The 16,829-nt window shown below is 65.7% G+C and carries 19 protein-coding genes; 16 read left to right on the forward strand and 3 right to left on the reverse strand.

Features of this window, described 5'->3' with window-relative positions:
- The first annotated feature begins 330 nt into the window (after positions 1-330).
- From FRZ44_RS01275 to FRZ44_RS26935, 13 genes are read left to right on the forward strand one after another with little or no spacing between them, the layout of a single operon-like run.
- Complete coding sequence (locus FRZ44_RS01275) at positions 331-1,281, forward strand: hypothetical protein (protein WP_151175469.1); 951 nt, start codon at positions 331-333, stop codon at positions 1,279-1,281.
- On the forward strand, positions 1,274-1,981 hold the full coding sequence (locus FRZ44_RS01280) for a hypothetical protein (protein ID WP_151175470.1): 708 nt from the start codon (positions 1,274-1,276) through the stop codon (positions 1,979-1,981). The genes FRZ44_RS01275 and FRZ44_RS01280 overlap by 8 nt, the downstream gene beginning before the upstream one ends.
- Before the next feature lie 34 nt (positions 1,982-2,015).
- Entirely contained in the window at positions 2,016-2,234 is a 219-nt protein-coding gene (locus FRZ44_RS01285) for a hypothetical protein (RefSeq protein ID WP_151175471.1), read from the forward strand.
- Positions 2,231-2,647 carry a hypothetical protein gene (locus tag FRZ44_RS01290; protein ID WP_151175472.1) on the forward strand — a complete coding sequence of 139 codons (417 nt, stop codon included), beginning with the start codon at positions 2,231-2,233 and terminating at the stop codon, positions 2,645-2,647. Before FRZ44_RS01285 ends, FRZ44_RS01290 begins: the two co-directional genes overlap by 4 nt.
- A gap of 8 nt (positions 2,648-2,655) precedes the next feature.
- Positions 2,656-3,369, forward strand: coding sequence for a hypothetical protein (locus FRZ44_RS01295; RefSeq protein WP_151175473.1), 714 nt, complete (start codon positions 2,656-2,658; stop codon positions 3,367-3,369).
- Between the two features lie 21 nt (positions 3,370-3,390).
- Positions 3,391-4,119 (forward strand): hypothetical protein, encoded by a 729-nt coding sequence (locus tag FRZ44_RS01300; RefSeq protein WP_151175474.1) that lies wholly within the window; start codon positions 3,391-3,393, stop codon positions 4,117-4,119.
- A gap of 3 nt (positions 4,120-4,122) precedes the next feature.
- Positions 4,123-4,362, forward strand: coding sequence for a hypothetical protein (locus FRZ44_RS01305; RefSeq protein ID WP_151175475.1), 240 nt, complete (start codon positions 4,123-4,125; stop codon positions 4,360-4,362).
- 11 nt (positions 4,363-4,373) lie between these two features.
- Positions 4,374-5,030, forward strand: a complete 657-nt coding sequence (locus FRZ44_RS26930) for a hypothetical protein (RefSeq protein ID WP_191908347.1) — start codon at positions 4,374-4,376, stop codon at positions 5,028-5,030.
- A 13-nt stretch (positions 5,031-5,043) separates the two neighbouring features.
- Entirely contained in the window at positions 5,044-6,546 is a 1,503-nt protein-coding gene (locus FRZ44_RS01310) for a geranylgeranyl reductase family protein (protein WP_191908348.1), read from the forward strand.
- Positions 6,547-6,562: 16 nt separating this feature from the next.
- Positions 6,563-6,763: a hypothetical protein gene (locus FRZ44_RS01315; RefSeq protein ID WP_151175477.1), complete on the forward strand. Its 201-nt coding sequence runs from the start codon at positions 6,563-6,565 to the stop codon at positions 6,761-6,763.
- Positions 6,764-6,776: 13 nt separating this feature from the next.
- Positions 6,777-7,202: a hypothetical protein gene (locus FRZ44_RS01320; RefSeq protein ID WP_151175478.1), complete on the forward strand. Its 426-nt coding sequence runs from the start codon at positions 6,777-6,779 to the stop codon at positions 7,200-7,202.
- A 27-nt stretch (positions 7,203-7,229) separates the two neighbouring features.
- Positions 7,230-7,862 (forward strand): hypothetical protein, encoded by a 633-nt coding sequence (locus tag FRZ44_RS01325; protein ID WP_151175479.1) that lies wholly within the window; start codon positions 7,230-7,232, stop codon positions 7,860-7,862.
- A 28-nt stretch (positions 7,863-7,890) separates the two neighbouring features.
- The gene (locus tag FRZ44_RS26935; RefSeq protein WP_191908349.1) at positions 7,891-8,484 is read left to right on the forward strand and encodes a hypothetical protein; all 594 of its coding nucleotides are present in this window, start codon (positions 7,891-7,893) and stop codon (positions 8,482-8,484) included.
- A gap of 38 nt (positions 8,485-8,522) precedes the next feature.
- Here FRZ44_RS26935 and FRZ44_RS01335 read toward each other — a convergent pair whose 3' ends face one another.
- Positions 8,523-9,452 carry a LysR family transcriptional regulator gene (locus tag FRZ44_RS01335; RefSeq protein ID WP_151175481.1) on the reverse strand — a complete coding sequence of 310 codons (930 nt, stop codon included), beginning with the start codon at positions 9,450-9,452 and terminating at the stop codon, positions 8,523-8,525.
- Between the two features lie 134 nt (positions 9,453-9,586).
- Between FRZ44_RS01335 and FRZ44_RS01340 the strand changes: the two genes are divergently transcribed.
- The 3 genes from FRZ44_RS01340 (at position 9,587) to FRZ44_RS01350 (ending at position 14,437) form a co-directional block, all read left to right on the forward strand.
- Positions 9,587-10,474 (forward strand): hypothetical protein, encoded by an 888-nt coding sequence (locus tag FRZ44_RS01340; protein ID WP_151175482.1) that lies wholly within the window; start codon positions 9,587-9,589, stop codon positions 10,472-10,474.
- Between the two features lie 82 nt (positions 10,475-10,556).
- Positions 10,557-12,647 carry a hydantoinase/oxoprolinase family protein gene (locus FRZ44_RS01345; RefSeq protein WP_151175483.1) on the forward strand — a complete coding sequence of 697 codons (2,091 nt, stop codon included), beginning with the start codon at positions 10,557-10,559 and terminating at the stop codon, positions 12,645-12,647.
- On the forward strand, positions 12,644-14,437 hold the full coding sequence (locus FRZ44_RS01350; RefSeq protein WP_151175484.1) for a hydantoinase B/oxoprolinase family protein: 1,794 nt from the start codon (positions 12,644-12,646) through the stop codon (positions 14,435-14,437). Before FRZ44_RS01345 ends, FRZ44_RS01350 begins: the two co-directional genes overlap by 4 nt.
- Before the next feature lie 62 nt (positions 14,438-14,499).
- On the opposite strand, the gene FRZ44_RS01355 is transcribed toward FRZ44_RS01350, so the two are convergent.
- Both FRZ44_RS01355 and FRZ44_RS01360 read right to left on the reverse strand, forming a co-directional pair.
- Positions 14,500-15,687 carry an ABC transporter substrate-binding protein gene (locus FRZ44_RS01355; RefSeq protein WP_191908350.1) on the reverse strand — a complete coding sequence of 396 codons (1,188 nt, stop codon included), beginning with the start codon at positions 15,685-15,687 and terminating at the stop codon, positions 14,500-14,502.
- Complete coding sequence (locus FRZ44_RS01360) at positions 15,684-16,820, reverse strand: ABC transporter ATP-binding protein (RefSeq protein ID WP_225308492.1); 1,137 nt, start codon at positions 16,818-16,820, stop codon at positions 15,684-15,686. Before FRZ44_RS01360 ends, FRZ44_RS01355 begins: the two co-directional genes overlap by 4 nt.
- Positions 16,821-16,829 lie beyond the last annotated feature (9 nt).

Below are 16,829 nucleotides of genomic sequence, written 5' to 3' on the forward strand. Positions count from 1 at the left end.
AATCCCCGGGTCGGGCGCGGCCTGACCCGGCGCAAGAAAACCTGGGGAGGATGGCAAGAAAATATTCTTCCGACGGTCCCGGGCCGGGGACCGGGATATGACAGAAGTCTTATCCCTTTCCGGCGCCGCTGATTGGCGCGCCATACAATTGCCGGGGCTGTGAGTTCGTTGTGACATAGGTCGAGTCGAGGCCAAAAAGGTCGCCTGCGGGCTATCCCTCCGAAACTTCATTGGCATCAAAGGCGCGCCGCCGCCGGAATGCAGGCAAGCTGATGGCCGCAAGGTGACCCCGCGCATCGACAGGGCGCGTCGGGGCAGGGTGGGGTGCGCATGGCCTGGGAGCCACACGCAGCGCGGAAGACATTGGGCTGGCAACCGCCGGCCGCTGCGCGCGAGCGGGTGGATTCCCTGATGCCGGTCTATCGCCGCTTCGTCGCGAGCACCCTCGAGCCGATCGTGAAGGCCTACTACCCGGCTTTGCTCGAGAATGCCGGCAACGAATATCGGAAGATGGTCGAGCTCAGCACGAAGATGATGCTGGTCGGCCATGCCTGCACCGAAATCGCGGATTATCCCTATGACGAGCGCCGGCAGCGGATCACCTGCCTGTTCGGCTGCTGTTGCTTCCTGGCCGACAGTTTCCTCGACGATTTCGGCGAGGAGGCGACCCGGGCCTATGTGAAGCGACTGGAGCGGCTCTTCGCCACCGGCTGGTTCGAGGTCGGGAACGAGCGCGAGACTCTCTTTTACATCGTGGTCTCCCGGCTCTTCGCCGAGCGCGACATCCTAGAGCCGACTCTGCGCCAGGCGATTCTGCGCCTGTTCGAGGCGCAGCGGCGCGACGTCGAGATGCGGGGCCTCGAGGCGGAGATGAAGGCACTGCCCCGCGCCCGGCGGCTGGCGCGGCTGAAGCGCCTGGCCCGTGACCGCAGCGGCCACGCCATCATCCTGCTGGCCGCGTTCCTGCTGCCGAACCTGTCGCTCGATTACATCCGGCACATCTTCGTCGCCGGCGCGCTCATCATGTTCATCGACGATCATGGCGACTGCTATGCCGATCGCGCCGACCGCCGCGTCACCTATATGAACGCGCTGGGGCGGCCGGAGCAGGCGCTGCGGCGGATCTTCTTCTCCCATATCGAGAAGCTGATGCAGGGTCTGCGCCCCGCCGCCGGCCGCGACCTCCTGATCGCCTTCCTCACCCGCTATTACGTCACCCGCCTGCAGAAGCACCGGGAGCAGCGCCGCCTGCGAGGGCCGGCCTGGGCTGTCTATGAATAAGCCCAGCCCCGGCGGCTCGATCGGCGACTTCGTCGCGCTGAAGATCCAGGAGCTCTACAAGGAGAGCAAGATCGACGTGCGCGAGGCGCTGCTGAAGATCGACAATCGTGAGGAGGCGGCGCAGGCGCCGTTCCAGTTCGATCCGGCGGCGGGCCTGCTCCATCGGCGCGACTGCAAGGCGATTCCCGAGGGCGCCCGCACCGCGCTCTATGGCGTCTGGAAGATCTCGCCGGTCGAGAGCCGTTTCGCCTGTCCGCGCTGCAATCCGGCCGGAACCGGCGAGAAACCTGCGGCCGAGAAGCCGGAGCCGGAGAAGAAGGCCGCTGCGGGCGCGTCGGAATCGGAGCGTGCCGGGCCCGAGAAGAACGGCAAGGCGCCGCAGGGCGACGTGGCCGATCTGCTCTATGGCGTGCTGTCGATCGTCAACCAGTTCAGCGGCGTGCTGCGCGAGCGCGGCAAGGAGTTTCGCAAGGGCGGCGATGGCGGCCGGATCAAATCCGAGATCGAGGGCTTCTACGCGAAGCTGGGCGAGCGCGAGAAGGGCCTCGTGCTGATGACCCTGCTCTCGCTCGACGAGATGACGCGCAAGATCCGCGATCTCGATCAAGGGCTGAACGGTGGCGCCAAGGCGAACGGCCATGCCGCCAATGGCCATGACCGGAACGGGTCGGCGGCCAACGGCAAGGAGACGCGCGAATGATCGGCAAGGCGCCCGGATCCGAGGAGGTGAACTGATGGCCAACATCACCCTGTCCATCCGGCTCGGGCCGCTGGTTCATTTCGAGGTGGTCGGCGATTCCTGCGAGGAGATCAGCCGCGCGCTCCACGGCTTCGAGCATCTGAACAAGACCGTCGGCACCATGTTCAGCGATCTGGCCGAGCGGGTTTATCCCGATCTCGAGAAGGCGGCCGAGGCCGGCAAGCCCCGCGAGTCCGGAGAGAGCGCGTCATGACGCTGAAATCCAAGATCGAGCTGCATGGCCATCCCGACCTCAAGCTGCGGGCGAAGACCGACCCGATCGAGCTCGATCTGCGCTGCGAGGGCGCCTTCAAGCTTTCGACCGGTCCGATCCGCGCGCGAATCGGGAAGATCCCGGTGACCGTGCGCATCCCGTTCCTGGCGCGCGCCCATGGCAACGTTCAGGCGATGGCGGTCGGGCCCTTCGACGTCCAGATCGATCCCTTCGACGCGAAGCTCAAGATGATCGAGTGCTGGGCCAAGGCCAAGATCGGCAAGGACGGGCTGCAGGTCGATCTGGCCGGCATCGGCGCCTGCAAGCTCGATGTCGAGCTGAGCGCGGAGATGCCGAAGAAGGTCCTGGGCGCGGCGCTCAAGAGCGCGCTCGAGAGCGGCGAGGAGAGCTGAGCCCCGCGATGCGCCCCCATCTCCACGGACCCCACGGCCATCATGGGCCTCCGGCGATCACGGAGGTGACGCATCATGTGGTCGCGCGCCATCAGGTCGAGATCGAGATCTCGCCGCCGCGCGTGGAGCTCGCCTTCCGCGACGAGCGCTTCGTCAATCCGATCAACACGCAAGTCCGCTTCGAGGCGAAGGTCTATAACTCGCGCCGTGGCGCGAGTTGGGAGGTCCTGAGCCCGGCGGGCGGGCCCGGCGCCGGCAGCATCGACGCGCAGGGCCTCTATCGGGCCCCCGACAAGGGTGGGCTCGCCAGCCCCTTCACCGATCTCGTGGTCGCGACCGCGCTCGAGGATCCGCTGCGCAAGGCTTTCGCCTGGATCACGGTCATCGGCATCGGCCCCGAGCCGGCGCCGGCGCCTGTGATCGAGATCTGGCCCAAGCGCGCCACGCTCTATTACGCGCAGGGCGACCACAACGCCTATATCGACGATTCCAACAAGATGCAGCTGTTCGAGACGCGGCTGAGCCACACGACCGGCACCGCCGTCGAATGGCTGGTCGATGGCGTGCTGCAGGCCGGCACCGCGCCGACCTTCCTCTACAAGATGCCCAATCTCGGCGGCACGCATCTGGCCACGATCCGCGCGCGCGTCCAGGCGCAGCCGGGCCTGTTCGACGACGCGAAAGTGCTTCAGCTGAATTATGTCTGGCCCGGCCTGCTCTGAGCCGGACCGCAGGAGAGCGCCATGGATGTCGATGTCAATAAAGTCAAAAACATAGACCCGGTGCGGATCTCGGAGGTCCGCAATATCGACCCGGTGACGATCGCGAAGGTGCAGAAGATCGCGCCAGCCGCGGTCCATATCAAGGAACTGAACAATATCGATCCGTTCTCGATCGAATCCTTGCGGATCGACCGGGTCCATAATCTCGATCCGCTCCAGGTCGAGCGCTTCAACGTCACCAGCATCCCGACCGTCAATCTCTCGCTGAGCCGGTTGCCCTCGGTCGATCTCAATGTGAAGCGGGTGCCGCCGGTCGCCGTCACGCTCCAGCAGAACCTCGAACTCTGCTCGAGCTACACGGTCCATACGCGCTTCTTCGGTTTCGAGATCCTGCGCATGGCCCTGCATGGCACGACCCAGGTGGTGCCGAAGGACAAGTATCGGCGCGAGCAGTCGAAGAGCGACGACCGCAGCTACACCGATGTGGCCGCCGCCGGCAATCCTGGCATTCCGGTGCGGATCTCGGAGAGCTGCACGGTCTCGCAGGTCGCGGCCCCGCGGCCGCCGACCCCCCATCGCGATCATGCCCATCGTCCCGATCGCGGTCCGCCGCCGCATCTGGCGGGGCAGCACCGTCCCGCCATGCATGCCGGGGCGCCGCGTTTTCAGTTTCCGGCCCAAGCCGCCCCCAGCCCCGCTCCGCATCCTCCGCTCGATGCGACCGGCGGCAGCGTCAGCTCGGGGAGCTAGGCCATGGCGGCGAACCCCTGCCATTGCCCGCGATGCCAAGCCGCGGCCCTGCGCGAAAACGCGATGGCCCTGCCGGCCGCGGCCTTCTATGCGGGTGCCGCCAATGTCGCCGCCGTCCGCCATCTGGTTCATCGCATGATCTGGGACCGCCCCTGGCCGCCGGCACCGGCACAAGCGGGCCCTGTGATCCATCGCTACCGCTATAGCTGCATCCCGCCGCTTCCCGGCGGCGATATCTGTTGAGAGGCGCTGCCATGGCTGCCACCAACGAACCGGATGGTTCGGCCCCACATGCGGAGAAGCCGCCGCCGAAGCCCGAGGGCGGACCGCAGCCGCGCGCCAGCGAGGGCGGGCTCGACCTGCGCGAGAAGGTCGACCAGATGGGCATGATCCTGGCCAAGGGGCTGGATCTGGCCGAGGCCGGCGTCAGCCTCGGCGTCACCATCGTCAACCGCATCGGCAGCGCCGCCCAGCAGCAGGTGATGGAACGGATGGCGGCCGCCATGCAGCGCGAGGCCCCGCCCGAGAGCGCACCCTCGCCACCGATGCCCGAGGCGGGCGAGCCGCCGCCGGCCGAAGCCCCGGCCTTCTACATCACCAACCGCCTGCCGCTGGCGCCGGGCGGCACGGTCAAGGTCTCGTTCTCGATCAACAATGACTCGATGGTGGCGCCGAAGAAGGTGAGCTTGCGGATCGAGGGCTTCCAGGGCGAGACCACCGGCGCTTCCTTGCCGGCGGCCGCCATGTCGATCAAGCCCGAGACCAAGGCCATCGCCCCGGTCGATTTCGAGAAGTTCGTGCTGCGCGGCGCGGTGCCGGCGGAGACGCCGCCCGACGTCTATTTCGGGTGGATCCTGGTCTCGTCCGAGGACGAGCTGCGGATTCCGGTGCGGCTGGTGGTGTCGTCATGAGAGGCCCCGTCTCGTGAGCGTCGATCGCATCCACGATGTCGTTGTGGTGGGCGCCGGACCCGGCGGCAGCAGCGCCGCGGCCTTCCTCGCGCGCGAGGGGCTCGACGTGCTGGTGATCGACCGGTCGGAGTTTCCGCGCGACAAGGTCTGCGGCGACGGGCTGACGCCGCAGGCGGTCTATTGGCTGGACCAGTTGGGCTGCGCCGACGAGGTGATGGCGCAGACCGAGGCCTGCATCCGCGATTGCGATCTCTTCATCAACGGTCAGCATCTGTTGACCGGCGGCTTCCCGGTCGGCACCGCCTATCCCGATTTCGCCGTCCTGCTCGACCGCAAGCGCTTCGACGACACGCTGCTGCGCAACGCCATCGCGAAGGGCGCAAAGTTCGAAGGCGGGCGCATCCTGCGCGAGCTGCAGGTCGGGCGCGACGCCGTCGAGCTCAGTTGCCAGACCCGCGAGGGAACCAGGGCCTTCAAGGGCCGGATCGTCATCGGCGCCGACGGCGTCTCCTCGACCGTCTCGCGCGCGATCGGCAATACGCTCAAGACCGGCGCCATGGCGCTCTCCCTGCGCGCCTATTACCGCGACGTCGAATGCGAGGGGGCGCAGATCAAGGTCTATTTCGACCGCGACTATTTCCCCGGCTATGGCTGGCTCTTCGTCGACGACAAGGGCTTCGCCAATGTCGGCCTCGGCTATGCGGTCGACCGCAATTTCTCGATGCCGGGCAAGCTCGCCGAGGATTTCCGCCGTTTCCTTGAGCGCGAGCTGGGGACGATGCTGCGCCATGCCACGCGCTGCGGCCCGCCCTCGGGCGGATCGGCCGCCTTCTTCAAGCCCAACGCGATCCTGGCCGACCGCATCATGCTGGTGGGCGATGCCGCCAACCATGCCGATCCGCTCAATGGCGGCGGCATCCACAAGGCGATGGAAAGCGCCTTCTTCGCCGCCGAGACGGCCGTGGCGGCGCTGGCTGCGGGCGACTGCTCGGCGCGGGGCCTGCGCGCCTATGAGCGGCGCTGGGGCCGGCATGTGGGCTTCGACTGGCAGACGGCCGAGCTCTTCCTTTCCATCGCCAAGAATCCGCATCTGCGCGATTTCTGCCTCTTCACGCTCACCCAGATCGGTCGTCTCACCGATGCCGACCGGCAGTTCCAGGAGTTCTGCAGCGGCGTCTTCAGCGGCGCCATCTCGCAGAGCATCTGCCTCTCGCCGCGCGCGCTCTATCACGCCTTCCCGAAGGATCCGCGGGTCTGGCAGGCGATGTTCGCTGCCGAAGGCGGCTCGATCATCGGGCCGATGCGGATCGCCCGCGGTGCCGCGCAGAGCCTGGGGCTCGCCGGCGTGGAGATGGTGCGCGACCCGCTGGCCAATCTCGATTGGGGCATCGAGGTCGCGACCAAGGCGGTGCGGCTCGTCCAGCGCGGCGTGGCGGAGACGCCGGGCCTGACGCAGCCGGCCGGCATTCATCAGACGTCATTGCAGCGGCAGGGTCGCATCGCGGCACCCGCCTGAAAGAGGAGTCGGCAGCATGGCATCGATCTTGGACTCGATCGGAAAGCTGGTTCACGGGACCGCGACGTCGCTCATCGACAACGGGGTCACGGACAAGCTCGCCGACGCGATCAACACCGCCGTGAAATCGGGCTTCGACGTGATCAAGGACAGCCTGAAGGTGGTTCAGGACGTGACGAAACCCGCGGACGACACCCCGCCCAATGGCGGACCCTGAAGGAGGATCAGCGATGTATCATTCACCGAGCGGATATCATGGTGGCGGCTGCCAGAGCTGGGCCGGTCCCTATTATATCGCCTTCTTCGCGGTGCCGGTGCCTTGCCCGCCGGTCGATTGCAAGCCCGCCTGCGCCGAGATGATTGTGCCGCGCGAGATCGAGGTCGACCCCGCGGGCTCGCCCAAGCAGGGCTTCGTCGGCGGCCATAGCGACACGCATCTGACGCTCGAATATCTGGTCGATGCGGGCGCGGCGGCGCCCCAGGTCGAGGTCACGCTCGAATCGGGCGGCACCACCCAGACCTGGACCGCGACCGATCTCGCCGAAGGCTATCACAGCGAGGAGGCGTTCCTCGCCGCCGACGCCGGCACGAAGGTCACGATCTCGGTCACCGACGCGGTGGCGCGGTTGCGCTGGTGCGAACGGATCTGCTGCTGAACCCATCCGACAGAAGGAGTAGAGGCCATGCATCCCGCATATCCGCATTACACCGGCCAGCCGGGCTTTCATGGGGGTCATCCCGGCCCCATGATGCCGGGGATTCCGATCTATCCGGGCCAGATGGGCCATGGCTTCTGTCACGGCTGCGGCCATCCGAAATCGAAATGCGTCTGCGGCTGCCGCGAATGCCGCAAGGAATCGAAGGAGGTGCTGGTCAAGGCCGACACCAAGATCGGCGATCTGCGCGGCACCGCGGCCTTCACGCAGATGATGCAGGCCCATGCGACGGCGCCCATCGTGATGAACATGGCGCCGGCCGGATTCACGAACGTCAATGTCGCGGGCCGCGAGACCGTCGCGCTCGACGCGGCGGCCGCGGCGCTGACGGCGGGCATCGGCACCGCCTTCATCGGCGGCAGCTGCTGCGTCCATCTCTCGGTGGAATACATGCCGACCACGCCGACGGCGCAGTCGCTGGTCGCCGTGCTGGTGCAGGACAGCGACGGCACGCTGCTCGCCTGGGGCAAGACCGAGAAGCCCGGCGTCGGCTACCAGATCAAGGAATGCATCATCACCACCAAGCCCGGCGCCACCGTCACCATCCTCGTCGTCAATATGACGGCGCGGCTGCGCTGGTGCGAAGTGTTCAGCTGCTGATCCGACAACCGATCGAGGGAGGCGTCACATGGCCAGAGCCACCAAGCCCGGCGGCAGCCGCAAGGACAACAAGCCGGCGGCAGCGCTGCAAGGCAAGACCAAGGCGCAGGAGGAGCTCGACCGCTTCCGCGCGCGTTCCGCCGCGACGGCGGCGCCGGGCGCTGCGTCGCCGTCATCCTTCCCGACCATGATGCCCTGGATGATGCCGGCGGGCCCCGGCGGCGCGCCCGGCTGGGCCCTGCCGCCCTCGGTCATGCCCTATCCGGGGATGCCGTCGATGCCGGCCATGCCCTCGATGCCGGGATTCCCGTCGGCGCCGACCGGCGGCCCCGGAATCGGCGACCAGGTCGGCTCGACCCTGGGCCTCGGTATGAATGTGGTGAACCAGCTCCTCGCCGGCAGCCTCCGGCTGCTGCAGGGATTGGCGGGTGCCGGCTATGGCTACGCCCCCGCGGCCTGGGGCGGCCATGGCGGCGGTCACGGTCATGGCTGCGGATGTGGCTGTGGCGGCGGTTGCGGCTGCGGGTGCGATTCCTGCGGCTCCGACTGCTGCGGTCCCGATTGTTGCGACGTCATGGGTGTCGGCGGTTGCTGCCGGCCCAGTGTCGGAAACTGCTGCTGAGCCGAATGTTGGCGCTGTCGGGAGGATGCGACTGCGACCTAGCCGTCCTGAATCTCTTGCAGCAGATCGAGCAGCAGCCGGGTCGGCAGCTGAAGGCGTTCGCGCGGCAGCGAGATGATATGGATGTCGGAGGTAAACCGCTCGACCTCCTGTAGAACGGGCCATAGCAGACCCTGCTCGACTTCCATCTGCACGAAGGCCTCGGGCAGGAAACACAAGCCGACGCCTTGGATCGTCAGCCGCTTGGCTTCGTCGAGATGTTCGGACTGGCCGGCGACGATGCGTCCCAATCCATATTGAAGCCGATAACGGCTGATGACATCCGGTTCATCACCACCCGTCATGATAAGGCCTTCGTCTGCGATCTCCTCAGGAGTCGCTGCCGTCTTGCCAAAAGACGGGTGGGAGCGGCCGCAATAGAGTTGGACCGGCTCGGCATAGAGCAGGCTGTACTCGAAATCCGCATCGAGAAATCGAGCCGGCCCGATGCCGATGTCGGCGAGTTGGCGCGTCAACCGACGCGTCACATCCGCCCACGGCACTATATCGACGCCGATCTGCACATTCGGATATCGCTGATGATAAGCGGCGATGACCCGGTCATATCTCGGGCTGGTGATGCTGGTGATGGCGGCGATTCGCAGATGTCCGATCACTTCCCCGGGCAGATTGGCGAGGCGGTCCGGCAGACCGCCAACCCGTTGGAACAACTCCTCGCAGGCATTGGCGACAACCATGCCTTCCGGCGTGAGCTCGAAATGATTCGATGCCCGCGTGCATAGCGCGGCGCCGAGATGTCCTTCCAGCCGCCGCAAGGCCAGGCTGACGGCGGGTTGCTTGCGGCCCAGCTTCTGGGCGGCGCGCGTCAAATTCCCCGACTGGACGATCACATGAAAGGTATGCAGCAGGTTCCAGTCCAGATTGCGCAGGAACCGGTCCTGGATCGACGGTGCGGCCAATCGTGCCATGGCTGCCAAGGGGTCCTGAATTAGGAAAAACCAGGGGTGTATCCCTGTTTTTGGCTCACTCCATTAATTCAGTCAATGATTGGTATTGACCGTTCCTCGATTGGCGCAGGCCGGCCGATTCCCAGAATTGCGTCATGCGTTCGCCCTCGGAATCCGCATCGCCATTCGCTCTTTCGGACGATCCTCCTGCCGCGCCGGAGTGGCTGGTCGGGCTTTGGTGCCGGGAATCGATCCGGTTTCCCAACGGCTCCAAGGACGACACCACCCGCGTTTATTGGGGACAGACCCGCCGGCTCTATGTCGATCTCCGAATCCCCCAGGACCGACCGGCTACAGAAGGCCGGCAGTCCTTTGACGATTTCAGCCTGATCGAGCTTCAGCAACTGGCCGAACAGAAGGGCTTTGCCGGTCACATCGAGATGGCCGACGGTCTCTGTTCCTGGGTTCGGTACATCGACTACCGGCCGGACACGGGGCGGTCCGACGCCGGGCGGCTTCGGATCGACGGCGATACGCTCTACGAGGAAGGCGATCCGACCTCGATTCTCGCCAGCGCCTATCAGGAAATCTATCACCGCGAGCGCCATGCGACCCGGCTCTGCATCGCGCTGCGGTTGGTCGAGCACCAGCCTTCGGCGTCGGCGGGTTCCGATGCGACCGGCGCCGTCCTGATCATGATCGACGATCGCTTTCTCTTTGCGCGGCCTCGCTCTCGGCCGCTGCCGCCCGCGCAGACCTTGCGCGAGCTGGTCGAAGCTGCCGGCGACGATCGCAGGCTGATCCACGCCTATCTCGATTGCGAGATCTCGCTCGGCGGTCTCGCGGGTTCCTATCGGCCCTGGACCATCTCCAGATCCACGCTGCCCTTCAAGGAAGGCACTCGGCTCTGGGGCCAGGGTTCCGCCCGGCTCTCCGACGACGGCCACCGGGTGATCCAGGAGAACGAGGGCGGTCGCTTCGAATGGCGCCTGATTGAATCGACGCTTCCCGGCCAGGACCTGGTGCGCTTGATCAACGAATGAAACCTCTCGCGGCCGGCGGAAAGCGGGGCGGGTGTTTTCCGCCCTGCGCGGCCGTTCTTGCTCTCGACTTTCGGAGTCCTCGATGCGTCTTGCGGTCGATACTGGAGGCACCTTCACCGATCTCGTCATCGAGGATGGCGATCGTTTGTATTTGTTCAAGGCGCCGACCACACCAGCCAATCCCATCGAGGGCATCATCGACGTCATCGATGTCGCCGCGAACGGCTTGTCTTTGTCGCGACAGGTGCTGCTGCAACGAACCGAGTTGTTCGTGCATGGCACGACGACCGCCACCAATGCGATCGTGACCGGGCGGACCGCCAAGACGGCCTTCCTGACCACGGCGGGACATCCGGACATCCTGGTGCTGCGCGAGGGCGGTCGGATCGGCCTGCCGCTGTTCGACTACTCGATCGAGTATCCGAAGCCCTATGTGCCGCGCGCCCTGACATTCGAGATTCCAGAGCGGGTGGGGCCGGACGGCCAAGTCCTGCTCGCGCTGGATGAAGCCGTTGCTCGAGAGGTGATCGAGTGGATCGCAGGTACGGGCGTGCAGGCGATAGCGGTCTGTCTGCTTTGGTCGATCGTCAATCCCGGCCATGAATTGCGGCTCGAAGCTCTTATCAAGGAGCTGCTGCCCGAGATCGCCGTCAGCCTCTCGCATCGCGTGAATCCTTCCTTGCGGGAGTATCGCCGTGCGTCCGCGACCGCGATCGACGCCTCGCTCAAGCCGATCATGGGCCGCTATCTCGGTGGGCTGGAGAGCCGGTTGCGGCAGGAAGGTTATGCCGGACGGCTCCTGGTGGTGACGTCGCAGGGCATGATGAAGGATGCAGCCGAGGTCGCGGCCGCACCGATCCACGCTGTCAAATCAGGCCCCGCCATGGCGCCGGTCGCGGGCCGGCATTTCGCGACGATCGCCGGCCTCGGCGACGTCGCCATCGTCGCCGATACCGGGGGAACGACATACGATGTCGCGCTTGTCCGGCATGGGCGCATCCCCGAGACGCGCGAGACCTGGATCGGCCGTCCCTATCTCGGCCATATGACGGGCTTCCCGTCGATCGACATCCGCAGCGTGGGTGCCGGCGGCGGCAGCATCGCCCGTGTCGACGAAGCGGGTCTGCTGCATGTCGGGCCCGATAGCGCCGGCGCTGTACCGGGACCGGCCTGCTATGGCCGGGGAGGCGACAAGCCAACCGTCACCGACGCGGCTTTGGCGCTGGGCCACATCGATCCGGACTTTTTTCTGGGCGGGCGCATGAAACTCGATCTGGATCTCGCTCGCCGCGCGATCGACAGCCATGTGGCAAACCCATTGGATATGAGCGTCGAGGCCGCCGCCGCGGCTATCCTGGCGCTGGTCACCGAGACCATGGCCGGCGCCATCGAGGACATCACCGTCAATCAGGGGATCGATCCGCGCGGTGCGGTGCTCGTTGGCGGCGGCGGAGCCGCGGGCCTCAATAGCGTCGCGATCGCCCGGCGCCTCCATTGCGGCCGCGTGCTGTTTCCCGATGCGGGCGCCGCCTTGAGTGCCGCGGGCGGTCTGCTCTGCGCCCTGAGCGAGGATTTTTCGGAGTTCCGGATGGCGACTTCGCGGCAGTTCGATTTTGCCGCGGTGAATGCGGGGTTGGCCCGTCTCCAGTCGCGGGTCGATGAGTTTCTCGCCAGCGCCGGGAACGGTGTCGCCAGCCAGGTGGAGTTCAGCGTCGAGGCGCGTTACGCCCAGCAGATCTGGGAGATCAAGGTTCCGCTGCGCCGTGCGCCGGTCCGATCCGACGAGGATCTTGCTGCCCTTGTGGAGGATTTCCACAAACTGCATCGCGAAATCTTCGCCTTCGACGACCCGCATGGCGAAATCGAGTTCGTCAATTGGCGGGCGCTGGTGGCGTGCGAATTGCGCCGGCAACCCCTGGGCCGGATCGGCACTGACGGGCATGGTGCCAAATCATCGGTAACCAGGCGGCGGGCCTGGTTTTCCGGCCAGGCCCGCGAAGTGCCCGTCCACGAGTTCGACGCTCTGCCCGTGGGTCAGCGCCATGTCGGGCCTGCCATCGTCGAGACACCCTTCACGACGATCGTGATGGACCCGCAGACCGAGTTCTGGGTCGATCAATCGGGGGGGCTGATTGCAGAGCTGAAGCGCGCAAACGAGGAGGTGCTCTCATGACCGGCAGCCGGAACCCGTCAAAGATCGACGCCCTCGATCTCGCCGTCTTCAGCAAGCGGATCGAGGGTATCGCCAGCAAGATGCAGAACACCCTGCTGCGCACAGCGCGCTCGGGCGTGATCAATACCGGCCGCGATTTCTCCTGCTGCATCCTGACCGGCGATTGCCGGCTGGTGTCGGTTGCGGAAAGCCTGCCCATCCATGTCATGGCCGGTCCCGATATCATGGCCCGATGGATGAAGCGGTTTCACCCCAACCTGGCACGGGGCGATGCCTTCCTGCACAACTCGCCCTATCACGGTTGCTCGCATGCCGCAGATCTGTCGGTGCTGGTGCCGGTGATCGACGAAGCCGGTATTCATCGCTTCACGCTTCTGGCCAAGGCCCATCAGGCCGACATCGGCAATTCGATTCCGACGACCTATCACGCCGCGGCCCGCGATCTCTACGAGGAAGGGGCGCTGATCTTCCCGGCGACCCAGGTGCAGTCGGGGTACGAGGATATTTCGGACATCATCCGTCTTTGCGAGATGCGCATCCGCGTGCCGGAGCAGTGGCGGGGTGACTATCTCGCCAGCCTGGGCGCGGCGCGCGTGGGCGAGCGTGAGATACTGGGGCTGGCGCGCGAGATCGGATGGGATCGCCTCGAGGCGCTGGTGGAAGCCTGGTTCGACTACAGCGAGCGTCGAATGCGGGCGGCTATCGCCAGCCTTCCGGCCGGCTCGGCCAAGGGGCACACGATGCATGACCCCTTTCCAGGAACGCCGGCCGAGGGAATTCCGATCAATGTCACCGTCGCCGTCGATCCTGCCGAAGGCCGGATCGAGATCGATCTGCGCGACAATATCGACTGCATGCCGAACGGCCTCAATCTGAGCGAGGCCTGTGCCTTGACCGCAGCCATGGTGGGGACCTTCAACAGCCTTGGACTGACGGTTCCGACCAATGAAGGCAGTTTCCGGTGCCTGAAAGTCGATCTGCGCGAGAACTGCGCCGTCGGTATCCCCCTTCACCCCACGAGTTGCTCGGTCGCGACGCAGAACGTTGCCGATCGCCTGACCTGTGCGGTGCAGCTTGCCTTTGCGAATCTGGCGGAAGGCTATGGGTTGGCTGAGGTCGGCGCGGTGCAGAGCGCAGCCCAGGCGGTAATCTCGGGCCGCGATCCGAAACGCCAGGGACGCGCCTTCGTGGATCAGTTGATTCTGGGCGATACGCTCGGGGCTGCCGGACCGCGTGCCGATGGCTGGCTGGCAATGATCACGGCCGGTACCGCCGGCATGTCTTTCTTCGACAGTGTGGAAGTCGACGAGATTCGCCATCCCATCCTGGTGCATCAGCGCCGCCTCGTGCCGGACAGCGAAGGTGCCGGACGGCATCGGGGCGCACCGGCGTCGCTGGTTGAGTTCGGACCTCGCCATTCGGAGATCGAGGTGCTCTATCAGAGCGACGGCACGGTCTATCCGCCGCAAGGTGCCCGCGGCGGCGCGCATGGCGGGGGCGCCCGTAACTTCGTGACACGGCAGAACGGCTTGGTGGAGCCGGCTGATGGGTGGGCGACGGTGTCGCTGCGGCCAGGCGATCGCGTCACCGGCATCTCCCCCGGCGGCGGCGGTTATGGTCCGGCTCGTGAGCGGGAGCCCGCTCTTGTCCAGGCCGATGTCGCCGAGGGCTATGTCACCCGGGCACGCGCGCGCGACGTTTATGCTGTGGAGATCGGGAGCGACGGCAAGCTCGACGCCGATGCGACCGCCCGCTTGCGTTCGGGTTCGAAGATCCGCCGAGAGATCTGATCGCCGCCGGTGCCGCGAGCTTCAGGCTCGCAGCACCGGCGGCGGCAGAATGGAGCGATCGATCAGGCGTTCTTGAAGCGCGACATCTCGCGTTCATAGGATTCGATATCATCGGGCCAGCCCGAGTTCCAGAACAGTTCGTGCGCAAACTTCTTGTCGAGCTTGACCATCGTCTCTTCGATCTGAGCCACATCTTGCGCCTTCCATCCGGCCGACACGGCATATTCCTTGCCGAGGTCGGAGCGCGGCGTAACATAGCCGCGGAGGATGGCGATCTGCGCGGCATAGGCGCCACCCATGAACCAGTTGAGCGCCTTGTAGATCTGCTCCAGATTTCCGCGATCCTTGGCTTCCTTCGGGATGAAAGCGTTGATCATCCACTTGTCATAGCCTTCGATCGTCCAGGCATATTCGACGGCGACACCCTGGCTTTGCGCCTCCTTTGCAGCGGGTTCCCAGGCTGTCTCGGCCGCCACTTCTCCATTCACCAGCAACGACACCTGTTCGTCATAGCTGACCCAGAAGGTGCGGAACTGGCCGGCTTTCTTCCGCTCGATCAGGAAGTTCGACACTGTCTGGCATTCGCTGGAGGTGAGATTCCCGGGATTGCCGATCTCGGCGAGCTTGTGGAACTTGAGATAAGCCGCACAGTGCTGGAGCGTGAAGAAACTGTCATCCAGCGCCACCATGCCCTTGGTCTTCTCATTGTCGAACAGCAGATTCCAGGAAACCGGTTCGGGCGCCTTGGGAGCGCCGGCGAGCTCGGGGAAATAGGCGAAGGAATCGGCGTTCATCACCATCGGTACGCTCCAGAGCGCGCCTTCGCCGCCCATGATCAGCGGGCTCGTGCGAACGCTCTCCGAGACACCCTTCCAGTTGGGAATCTTCGAGTCGTCCACCGGCAGGAGGTAACCTTTATCGGCGAGGCCTTTCCAGGGACCGCTGAAGGCCGCGAACAGGTCGTAGCGCGCACCGGCATCGTTGGTTTCGACCTCATGCAGGAAGGTACCGATGGCGTCGTCGATCGGCGTGAACTCGACCTTCAACCCGGTGTCCTTCTCGAACTGGGTCCAGTCCGGCAGGGCGACGGTGGTGACGCCCATGATCCGGATGACATTGTCGGCCGCGTAGGCCCGGCGGAGTGGCCCCTTGATGATCATCGGAGCGGACAGGACGGTGGCCCCGACCGCTGCGCGGGTCAGGAGCCGGCGCCGTGACAGCGATCCTGTCCGGCGATTTGACGATTTCATGCTTTTCCTCCCATGGTGACGCCGGGCCCTTGAGCGGCCGGTGAATTCGGGCCAGTCGGTCCGATCACGCAATGGCTCGCCTGCCAGACGGCAAACTTCCCTTGCCGCGATTGCGTGTCGTCCCATTGCCGGGACACGACGACGCCGATCGGCGTGTCGAGCTCGGTATCGTGATAATTGCCTTTGTAGATATTGAGCCGCGCCTGGCAGGGCAGCAGGTTCTCGCCCGCGCGATCGGCACCAACAGTCGCCAGTTGCACATGTTCGGCGCGAACGGCAAGAAAGGCCTCCGTTCCCGGCGTCAGCCGGCTCCCGGGCAGGGCCCGTCCTCGCAGTACCGTCTCTCCTACCAGAAGGCTGACAAAGCCGTCGGCGCCGGCAATGACCTTGCCCTGGAACACATTCTCCGCGCCCATGAACTCGGCGACGAAACGCGAGGCCGGGCATTCGAACAGCTCCCGAGGCGCTCCGTCCTGCACGATGCGGCCCCGGTTCAGCAGGACGATGCGGTCGCTCATGGTGAGCGCTTCTTCCTGGCTGTGGGTCACCAGGATGAAAGTCATTCCCAGCGCACGCTGCAGCCGGAGCAGCTCGACCTGCATGTCGCGCCGGAGTCTTTCATCCAGCGCGCCCAGCGGCTCGTCGAGCAGCAGAATCTCGGGCTCGGTCACCAGGGCCCGCGCCAGCGCCACACGCTGACGTTCGCCACCGCTGAGCTGATGCACCCGGCGCTCATATTTGTCGGGAAGGCGCACCAGTTCGAGCGCTTCCATGGCGCGCCGGCGCCGCTCGGCGGCCGGTCGTTTGCGCACCAGCAGGCCATATTCGATGTTCTGCCCGACCGACATATGCGGGAACAGGCCGTAATGCTGGAAGACCGTCGCCACGTTGCGGTGATTGGCGGGAATCCCACGAACATCGAGCTCGGCGATTCGCAGCTCGGCGATCTCGGTCGGTTCCTCCAGGCCGGCAATGATCCGCAGCAGCGTGGTCTTGCCGGAGCCGCTCGGACCTAGCAGCGTCAGGAACTGGCCCCGGGGGACTGTCAGCGACGCGCGATCCAGCGCCGTCACCAGGCCGAAACGGCGGGTGGCTTCGCGCACGACGAGAATGGGGGTACTGGCGTCGCTCACAGGGGCACT

The sequence above is a fragment of the Hypericibacter terrae genome (assembly GCF_008728855.1).
GTDB lineage: Bacteria > Pseudomonadota > Alphaproteobacteria > Dongiales > Dongiaceae > Hypericibacter > Hypericibacter terrae.